Origin of the sequence: Candidatus Magnetominusculus dajiuhuensis, assembly GCF_046044395.1 — a bacterium.
In the GTDB taxonomy this organism is placed as follows: Bacteria; Nitrospirota; Thermodesulfovibrionia; order Thermodesulfovibrionales; family Magnetobacteriaceae; genus Magnetominusculus; species Magnetominusculus dajiuhuensis.
On the sequence record NZ_JBJUSG010000036.1, the window covers coordinates 18,356 to 27,767 of the forward strand.

General features: G+C 48.7%; 9 protein-coding genes. All 9 read left to right on the top strand.

Annotated elements, in window-relative coordinates:
• Positions 1-2 precede the first annotated feature (2 nt).
• The 9 genes from fliG to AB7D94_RS06915 all read left to right on the top strand — a co-directional run bounded on the left by fliG (position 3) and on the right by AB7D94_RS06915 (position 9,122).
• Positions 3-986, top strand: coding sequence for a flagellar motor switch protein FliG (gene fliG / locus AB7D94_RS06875; protein WP_420265004.1), 984 nt, complete (start codon positions 3-5; stop codon positions 984-986).
• Positions 979-1,641, top strand: a complete 663-nt coding sequence (locus AB7D94_RS06880; protein ID WP_420265005.1) for a FliH/SctL family protein — start codon at positions 979-981, stop codon at positions 1,639-1,641. The genes fliG and AB7D94_RS06880 overlap by 8 nt, the downstream gene beginning before the upstream one ends.
• Complete coding sequence (locus AB7D94_RS06885) at positions 1,628-2,953, top strand: FliI/YscN family ATPase (protein WP_420265006.1); 1,326 nt, start codon at positions 1,628-1,630, stop codon at positions 2,951-2,953. Before AB7D94_RS06880 ends, AB7D94_RS06885 begins: the two co-directional genes overlap by 14 nt.
• A gap of 3 nt (positions 2,954-2,956) precedes the next feature.
• A complete protein-coding gene (gene fliJ, locus AB7D94_RS06890) occupies positions 2,957-3,397 on the top strand; it encodes a flagellar export protein FliJ (protein ID WP_420265007.1) in 441 nt (146 codons plus the stop codon).
• Complete coding sequence (locus tag AB7D94_RS06895; RefSeq protein ID WP_420265008.1) at positions 3,318-3,884, top strand: MotE family protein; 567 nt, start codon at positions 3,318-3,320, stop codon at positions 3,882-3,884. Before fliJ ends, AB7D94_RS06895 begins: the two co-directional genes overlap by 80 nt.
• 144 nt (positions 3,885-4,028) lie before the next feature.
• Positions 4,029-6,266: a flagellar hook-length control protein FliK gene (locus tag AB7D94_RS06900; protein WP_420265009.1), complete on the top strand. Its 2,238-nt coding sequence runs from the start codon at positions 4,029-4,031 to the stop codon at positions 6,264-6,266.
• A 27-nt stretch (positions 6,267-6,293) separates the two neighbouring features.
• On the top strand, positions 6,294-6,926 hold the full coding sequence (locus AB7D94_RS06905) for a flagellar hook capping FlgD N-terminal domain-containing protein (RefSeq protein ID WP_420265010.1): 633 nt from the start codon (positions 6,294-6,296) through the stop codon (positions 6,924-6,926).
• Between the two features lie 27 nt (positions 6,927-6,953).
• Complete coding sequence (locus AB7D94_RS06910) at positions 6,954-8,303, top strand: flagellar hook protein FlgE (RefSeq protein ID WP_420265011.1); 1,350 nt, start codon at positions 6,954-6,956, stop codon at positions 8,301-8,303.
• Between the two features lie 285 nt (positions 8,304-8,588).
• The gene (locus AB7D94_RS06915; protein ID WP_420265012.1) at positions 8,589-9,122 is read left to right on the top strand and encodes a carboxymuconolactone decarboxylase family protein; all 534 of its coding nucleotides are present in this window, start codon (positions 8,589-8,591) and stop codon (positions 9,120-9,122) included.
• Positions 9,123-9,412 lie beyond the last annotated feature (290 nt).

The following is a 9,412-nucleotide window of genomic DNA, read 5'->3' on the forward strand; positions in this document are numbered from 1 at the left end:
AGATGGAACTGACCGGTTCAGAGAAGGCCGCGATATTTCTAACGGCAATAGGGGAAGACGCCGCTGCGGCGGTACTAAAAAGTATGGATTTTAAGGACATCGGCAAGGTTAGCTCAATGATGTCAAAGATGCAATCGCTGAAAGAGGATGAGATAAAATCAGTCTTCAAGGAGGCGTTCACGAAAATTGAAAAGGGAGATGTGTTCGTCGGTGGCGGTGAATATGTAAGGCAGATGCTGACTAAGGGCCTGGACGAAAAGACCGCGAAAAAGATCATGGAAAAGACCGCAGTGGAGGCAACTCTGGACTCACTGAAGAAGGTTGACGCGAAAAAGCTGACTAACTTCCTGCTCACTGAGCATCCACAGACCATTGCCCTCATCCTTACCCTTCTTGACCCCGGACAGGCGGCAACCGTGTTGACGACACTGCCAAAATCGTTAAAAGTTGATGTTGCCATGAGAATGGCAACGACAGAGGGCATCCCTGCCGACGCAATAGGAGAGATAGAGGAAGTGCTCAAGAGCGAACTTGACCTTGACAGGAGCGAGGGCATTAAGGTGGGTGGCGTGAAGAAGGTTGCCCAGATCCTTAATTCTACGGACAAGGCAACAGAAGAGCTGATTTTGGAAAATATTGAAAGCCATGACTACGAGCTTGCCGACTCTATCAGGCAGTTCATGTTTGTCTTTGAGGACATTGTCAAGATAGCCGACAGAGACGTTCAGCAGATACTCAAAGAGGTCAGCACAGAGGAGCTTTCTCTGGCGTTGAAGACCGCTTCTGACGCGCTGAAAGATTTAATATTTAAGAACATGTCAAAGAGGGCCGCCGAAATACTCAAAGAAGACATGGAGGTAAAAGGGCCGGTCAGGGTCTCAGAGGTGGAGAAGGCCCAGCAGAGTATCATCAAGGCAACAAGGCGGCTAAGCGAGGCGGGTAAGATAACCCTGCCCGGAAGTGGAGAGGAAGAGGCACTTGTTTAGCCAGAAGGTATTAAGAAATTCCAATCTTGAGCGATACACGCTGCCCTCTCTGGAGACGCTTGAGTTCGAGGGTGAGGTCTCAGACCATGTGGATGTGCCGCCAGAGCCGCCGCCAGACCCTGAGGCCATTGAGCGTGAGGCAAGGCAAAAAGCGGTTCAAATAGAAAAAGACGCCCGTGAGCAAGGTTTTAAGGCCGGGCTTGTGGAAGGCCAAAAGTCCTATGAGGAAAAGGCGGCCCTGTTGATAGGGCAACTCAGCGGTATGATAACGCAGCTTGGGGAATTAAGGGAGAGGCAAACTCGGGAGGCCGAGCCGCAGTTGCTTGCGCTTGCCATAGGCATTGCAAAAAAAGTGCTCTATGCTGAGATTTCCATTAACCCGGAGATTATTATTGGACTTGTCAAAGAGGGCATAAACAGACTTGAAAAGATGGGCCAGATTACTATAAAGATTCACCCGTCTTTGCACGAGTTGTTTTTAAAGAAAATGCCTGAGTTTCATGAGTTGCACGTTGATGTAGTGCTGGATATAGACCCCTCGCTGCCGGTGAATGGCCCTTTGGTGGTTGGCCCTGTGGAAGAGGTGGTAATAAATATTGATGAACTTCTGATGAACACACTTGAAGATATGAGGCAAAACCTTGCAGCCCATTGATCTATCACCCTATATAAAGGCGGCGCAACAGGCAGAGCCTATGAGGGTTTACGGCAGGATAACGGAAATAACCGGTATCATGATAAAGGCCACTGGCCTGAAGGCCAGCGTGGGCGAGGCATGCAGGATTTACTCAGACACCCAGATGCCGATAGACGCCGAAATAGTTGGATTTAAAGATTCTAAGGCACTTTTAATGGCCACTGGCGACATATCATGGATAAAACCCGACAGCAGGATACTTTCCCTGGGAAAAAAGGTCTCAATAAAGGTCGGCGAGGGACTTATTGGAAGAGTCATAAACGAATCCGGCCAGCCCATTGATGGAAAAGGCCCGATAAGCGGTTTCAGCTATCCACTGATGTCAGTCCCGCCAAACCCCATGTTGAGGGAACGAATCAGTGAACCCATGGACCTTGGAGTTGCGGCAATAAACGGCCTTTTGACAGTTGGCAAAGGGCAAAGGATAGGAATCATGTCCGGCGCCGGGGTTGGAAAGAGCGTTCTGCTTGGGATGATGGCAAAATACACGCGTGCCGATGTCAATGTAATCGCCCTCGTTGGGGAGAGAAACAGAGAGGTCAGGGAGTTTATCGAACGCGACCTTGGGCCGGAGGGGATGAGGAGATCTGTCGCTGTGGTATCCACGTCTGAGCAGTCACCGGTTGCAAAGGTGAAGGGGGCGTTTGTGGCCACGGCCATAAGCGAATATTTCAGGAGCCTTGGGAAGGACGTGCTGCTGTTTATGGATTCGCTGACGCGCGTTGCTATGGCACAGCGCGAGATAGGATTGGCGGTGGGTGAACCACCGGCCACTAAGGGCTACACGCCGTCTGTGTTTGCCCTCCTGCCGAAACTCCTTGAAAGGGCAGGGACACAGAAGGGAAAGGGCAGCATCACGGGTCTTTATAGCGTTCTTGTTGAAGGCGATGACCTTTCAGACCCCGTGGCTGACTCTGTTATGTCTATTTTGGACGGCCATATCGTCCTGTCGCGTGATTTGGCAATGGAAAACCATTATCCCGCCATTAATATTTTGAGGTCAATAAGCAGGGTAATGCCGGATATCATCAATAAGGCTCATATGGATGTTGCCGGTAGATTTATTGAGGTGATGTCAATTTATAAGCGGTTTGAGGATATGATAAATCTGGGCGCGTACAAGGAAGGTTCAAATCCCAAGGTTGACTATGCCATATCAATGATTGACAGGTTAAATGCCTTCTTAAAGCAGGGGATGAATGAGCCAAGGGATTTCAATGCCAGTGTCAGGGGACTTGAAACGTTATTTTCAAAATCGAAGAAGGAATAGTGGATGTCAAAACTCGATACCCTTAAACGAATAGAACAGGTCAGGGAATTTAAAAAAGATGAGGCCGAAATAGAGGTTCATAAGGCGTGGAAGGCGCTGAGGACAGAACAGGAGGCACTTGCAGTGCTGGAGAGACTTCTCACAGATACGACAGTCGGCCTGGAGCGGAAAAAAATCGGCAATATTGCAAATACGTACGAACTTACGATTTACTATGATTATATTGATATGTTATATAGAAAAATAGACGAACAAGTACTTGTAATAAAACAGAAGGATGAGGAGCTCAGCGAGAAACAGCTTATACTCGTAGAGACGTACAAGGAATTAAAAACGGTTGGAATACTCAAGGATAAGGTAGTATATGAAGACAATAAAAGGAAGACTACAATTGAACAACGCCAGATGGACTTCGCATACCTTTCGCGTCTTCCAAGGGAATAGTATAACACTACTGGCACTGGTGTTTTGGGCCTGTATATGTGGCAGCGCCGTTTATGCCGCTGACCCCGCTGCCTCGCCCGCTCCATCTGCCGCTCCTGTTGAATCTGCCAGGAGTAAAAACATAGAACTATCAAAGAGGGAAGAGGCCGTACGAAAGGAAGAGGAGAGACTCAACGCGTTAAAAGTGGACATAGACGCTAAAATCGCGGAATATGAAAAAATCTTAAAACAGCTTGACGCGGTGATGGCAAAACTGAAAGAAGCCAACACCCAAAGAATGGCTAACTTAGTCAAGACTTATGAGTCAATGCCCGCGGAGAATGCCGCAAAAGACCTCGAATCGTCTGACGAAGAGCTGGCCGCCACAATACTCAGTAAGATGAAAAGCCGTAAGGCAGGACCAGTCCTTGCCGCAATGGGACAGAGAAAGGCCGCCGCGTTGACCGAACGTATGTCAAAGCTACTGAAAAATTTACCTGTTAAGTGAAAATTTTTCCCTGTAGTTTCCCCGTAGTCTCTTTGCCGTAGCGTAAAACCTCAATGTACATGCCTTAGTTTATCTGGCACGTATTTTGCTTTTACTACTTCCATGAGTGAGATATTACAGATAAACGGAAGCAGCACAGGCAGCATGGCAAAACCGACGCCAAGACACGAGGCCAGAGAGGCAAGCGCTCCGAGGCCAGGGGCCGACGACGCGAGAAACGACACCTCCGCATCCAGCTCAACTGCCCATAGCAGACGTGATCCCTCCGCAACCCGCTCCAATGGGGATTCCTCAGCGAACCGCCCGGATAACGGCCAACAGCGGACGAACTATTCAACTGATTCAGCAAGCCAGACGTCCAATACTACTCAGGAGGCAAAGGATTCAACCAGTCAGCGTTCAGATGACACCGCCACAGATAAAAACGGAGAGCAATTTAACGCTATCCTTGATAAGTTAATGAAAGGCGGCAAGGTTAGTAAAAACAACAGCGTGGCCGCCGCATTGGCAGCTCCAACCGCTGTGGCAGCCCTTCAACCTACCGGTATTACCGGCATTGGAGTGCAACCCGTTGCTGTCAACACCTCCAACACCGCCAACACCGCAATATTGTCTCTGTTGGGGGAACAACAGACATCAAACGCAAAACCCGGGACGACCCCGGATGCAAAACCGGCAAAAGACCCGGATACAAAAACTGATACAGATAGTAGCAAGCCGCAGCCTGTGGTCACCGACGTCAACACCGCCAACACCACAATCTTATCTCTGTTGGGGGCGGGGCAGACGTCAAACGCAAAACCCGGGACGACCCCGGATGCAAAACCGGCAAAAAACCCGGATACAAAAACTGATACAGATAGTAGCAAGCCGCAGCCTGTGGGCACCGACGTCAACACGGCCAACACCACAATCTTGTCTCTGTTGGGGGCGCAGCCGACGTCAAATACAAAACCCGAAACAACCCCGGATACAAAAGCGGCAAAAGACCCGGATACAAAAACTGATACAGATAGTAGCAAGCCTCAGCCTGTGGGCACCGATGTCAACACGGCCAACACCACAGTCTTGTCTTTGTTGGGGGCGCAGCCGACGTCAAATACAAAACCCGAAACAACCCCGGATACAAAAGCGGCAAAAGACCCGAATACAAAAACTGATACAGATAGTAGTAAGCCGCGGCCTGTGGGTGCCGACGTCAACACGGCCAACACCACAGTCTTGTCTTTGTTGGGGGCGCAGCCGACGTCAGACGCAAAACCGGCAAAAGACCCGGATACAAAAACTGATACAGATAATAGCAAGCCTCAGCCTGTGGGAGTGGATATCAGAGCGGCGAAAGACGCAATTCTTTCTCTGCCTGTGGCGGGGCAGACGTCAAACGTAAAACCCGAAACAACCCCGGATACAAAAACTGATACAGCAAATCTTACTCCAGATACTATTGAGCAGGCATTTGCTAAACTTACCCCTCAGTCCGGCTCAGAAAATACGGCTACCCCGCAGACGAAGATACCTGAGACGCAGACGGGTAGGGCTATAACCCCTGAGATGCTAACCACTGCAATGAGGGCATTAAACGTAAAAACTCCGGACAACAATCCGCGGGAAACAGAGATTGCGGATTTAAACTCCGCCCGGCACTCTAAGCGCGATGTATCCTCAAAGGACAGCTCCGGCACCATCAAGGATGTGCCTTCAAACGGCAATGTCCCGGACAACAATCTGTCGGAAGTGAATCTTGCAGATTCAAACGGCGCGCAGTTATCTAAGCACGACCAGCCCTCAAAGGACACCTCTGATGCCATTAAGGATATCTCATTGAAAAGTGGCGGCGACTCCAAACATGATGACGGCACCAGTACTACCACCGTTTCGGCTGACAAGACTCAGCAGCCATTTCACGAAGTAGTGGGGAAGGCTGCCCATACCGAGACCGCTAATACGGGTGATACGGGTGAGAAGCTTGCGGTCGGCGCATCAAAGACCATTGAACTAAACGGCAGCAAGTTTACGATTATGAGGAAAGGCGACACCTCCATAGAGGTGAAACTTGAGCCGGACGGCATGGGAAAGCTTGACCTCCACGTAAATGTCGAAAAAGGTGTTTTAACCGCAAACATAAGCGCATCTGACTCGTCAGCAAAGGGTGTTATAGAGAAAAACCTGCACGATATAGTCGGCGCGCTCACAAAAGAAGGTCTTACAGTAGGAGGATTTACTGTTTCTCTTAAAGATAGAGGCGGGAATTTTAAAGAAGGAAAAAACGAAAACAGCGCCAATAAGAGCCAGAAAGAACAGAGGCAGATACAGCCGGTTGCCATAACAGGGTATGTAAAGACCGGATATAAGATAAATGACGGCATAAGTATATTTGCATAAAAAGATAACGTAAACAAGGAGGATATTATGGGAGTGTCATCAGTCGGTGTAGCTAGTACAACAAGTACAATGGATTATTATTCCGCGTTCAAAAGCGCGAAGGCCGCCTCGACATCGGGTTCATCGTCAACTACGGGTTCAACATCAACTGGTTCAACAACGACTACGGGTTCAACATCAACCACGGGCAGCACGTCATCGTCATCCGGCACTACAACTTCCGGTACCGGCAGCGCTTCCACTTTTGGCAACAACATGACGGATTTCCTGTCACTTTTCATGACACAACTAAAATATCAGAACCCGACAAGCCCGATGGACACTAACAATTTCACGAGCCAGCTCGCTCAATTTACTGAGGTACAGGACCTGACCACTATGAACACGAACATGCAGAACCTCAGCGCGTATTCAAACTCGTTAAACAATCTCACGTCAGCAGGTCTTATAGGCAAGAATGTTGTCATGAATGACGGCACTTCCGGAACCGTAACAGGTGTAAAGTTCAGCAGCGGCGTTACTTATCTTACGCTCAGTAACGGAAGCAGCGTACAGATGATTAACGTAAAAGAAATAAATTCTGCTACCGGCACCAGCACCAGCGGCACCAGCACAAGCGGCAGTGGCACCAGCGCCAGCACAACTAATACGACTACATAAAATGGATAATAAAGGAGGGTTAATAAAATGATATCTTCACTGTGGAGCGCGGTAAGCGGAATGAGTAGCACCAGTACAGGTCTGGATGTGGTTAGTAATAACATATCCAATATGAACACGACAGGTTATAAAACCAGCAGGACAAACTTTGGCGATGTGCTTAGCCAATATGTCGGTACCTCAGATGGGCAGGTTGGAAGCGGCTCTCAGGTAACGAGCGTAAGTACGTTTATGACACAGGGTTCTCTGATAACTACCGGCAATACGTATGATATGGCGATAGATGGTACGGGATACTTTGTAGTTAAAGACTCGTCATCCGGGGTAACTGATTACACGAGGGCTGGGACGTTCAGTGTAGACAAGAGCGGTTATCTTGTAACGTCCTCGGGAATGAGGGTTCAGGGATATATGGGTACCGATGTTAATGCTACAACCTCTTCCACTGATAATGGTGTTATGACAGATATTAAGATTTCCAGCAATATAGCCACGGCAAAAGAAACGAGCAGCGTAACAACAGGGGTCAATCTAAATTCACAGGCCTCGGTTATCTCCGCCGCGTTTACACTGGACGGTAACGGCGACGGTGTGAACAATGACCCTACAAATTATAACTACGCCCAGACGACAACGGTTTATGATTCTCAGGGAGGCTCTCACCAGGTTACGGCATATTTCACAAAAACCGCCGACAATACGTGGCAGGTTCACTATGCCTATCCAGCCACCGTCAACACATCAACCTCATCAAGTCCCTCACTCACATTGGCAACAGGCAACGCGCAGACCCTCTCGTTTGATACAAGTGGCAGGCTGGTAAGCGATGGCTCCACGGCATCGCCAAATGTTGACCCGACTACATACTTTAGCTTCGGCACCTCAGTCGACAATCCTCAAGGTATTGTGTTTGATTATGGAACTTCGACAGACGAAGGTGGCAATGGGCTTAACGGCAGCACTCAGCTTGCCGAAGGCAATCAAATGTTAAACTCGGCACAAAACGGTTACGCGGCAGGCTCTGTAAAAAGTGTTAATATCTCCGATGATGGAACAATTACCGCCACGCTTTCAAACGGACAACTAAGTACGCTTGGCCAAATAGTGCTCGCGCGCTTTAATGACCCTAATGATCTTACTCAACTGAGCGGTAACTTATACGCGGCGTCAAAGAAATCAGGCACCGCGATTATCAATATAGCGAAGTCAGACGGACTCGGACGAGTAGTTTCCGGTTCCCTTGAGGCCAGCAACGTTGACCTCAGCACTGAATTCGTAAATATGATTTCATACCAGAGGGCATTTGAGGCGAACTCCAAGGGCATACAGACCATCAACGAAATGCTTCAGACTCTCAATAGTCTCAAGCAAGGCTAATAGCAACTGAGTACCCTGCACACTCCGGCCACAGGCCGGGGTGTGCAGGCACAACCCCACGGCAAATTTGTTCTCCATCTTAAGGGCCTGCAACAAAATAACCCTTGACAGATTCCTTTAACTGTGATACAATAAATCATCGCCTCTATTGTATGTCCATTGTAGTAGAATCGGGGGCGAGAGGAGTTAGTATTGTTGGAGCGTCGCACCGTGTAAGGGGCTGGCGTTTCACATCCGGCCAGCCCTTCCTAATCAATCAATAAGTCAAACAGGAGGACAGAGCCTATGCCAATAATCAGGACAGTTGAAACCAACGAGGCTGTAGGTACGGTCGCCGGAATTTATGCAGCATTGGAGCAGGCGTTAGGATTCGTTCCTAATAGTATGAAATTGTTGAGCTCCAGCCCTAAGACGCTCGATCGCCAATTCCAGACTATCAGCTATTATATGAATCACCCAACGCTCAGTCAATCCCTCATTGCAATGGTACGAGTGCTCGTATCAATGAAAACATTTTGCGCCTACTGTGTTGATATAAACACCAGACTGTTGCACGATATGGGATTTAGCGCCGAATCCATTCAGGCCACAAAGAAAAATCCAGAGATGGCACCCCTCGGTGAAAAGGAAAAAGCGATGCTTCTTTTCGTCATGAAGTCGGTCTTTGACGGTCATGCCGTCGAAAAAGGCGACATAGAGCAGTTAAGACAATTGGGTTGGACAGATATGGATATGCTGGATGCAACAGCACTCGGTGCATATATGATGGCCGGGGATATTCTCTATAATGCGTTTAAAGTTGAAAAGGATGCTATTTAGTAAAAACACGTGTTTCATTGCTGAGTGTTGGTGAATAAAGTATCAACGCGCGTAAGGGAAAAAGGGGGGGGGCGTTGCCCCTTGAGGGGCACATACTCCCTCAACCGACCCTGAGTGTAGCCGATACCCACGGCAGGGCAATCGCATTAGAAAAACAAAGCAGAAGATACCTGTGCAATCATTCCGGCTTCGTCCCTTTCCGTCATTCCGGCTTGTCCGGAATCTTCCCTTTAGGGGGAGTTTCATAATGATTGTGCATATTCTGAGGCATAAGGACAGATTCCGGACAA

Bases quoted from the DNA above. Each gene is read 5' to 3' on its own strand.
- fliG (WP_420265004.1), top strand. From the start codon at position 3: ATGGAACTGACCGGTTCAGAGAAGGCCGCGATATTTCTAACGGCAATA.
- fliJ (WP_420265007.1), top strand. From the start codon at position 2,957: ATGTCAAAACTCGATACCCTTAAACGAATAGAACAGGTCAGGGAATTT.
- AB7D94_RS06895 (WP_420265008.1), top strand. From the start codon at position 3,318: ATGAAGACAATAAAAGGAAGACTACAATTGAACAACGCCAGATGGACT.
- AB7D94_RS06900 (WP_420265009.1), top strand. From the start codon at position 4,029: ATGGCAAAACCGACGCCAAGACACGAGGCCAGAGAGGCAAGCGCTCCG.
- AB7D94_RS06905 (WP_420265010.1), top strand. From the start codon at position 6,294: ATGGGAGTGTCATCAGTCGGTGTAGCTAGTACAACAAGTACAATGGAT.
- AB7D94_RS06910 (WP_420265011.1), top strand. From the start codon at position 6,954: ATGATATCTTCACTGTGGAGCGCGGTAAGCGGAATGAGTAGCACCAGT.
- AB7D94_RS06915 (WP_420265012.1), top strand. From the start codon at position 8,589: ATGCCAATAATCAGGACAGTTGAAACCAACGAGGCTGTAGGTACGGTC.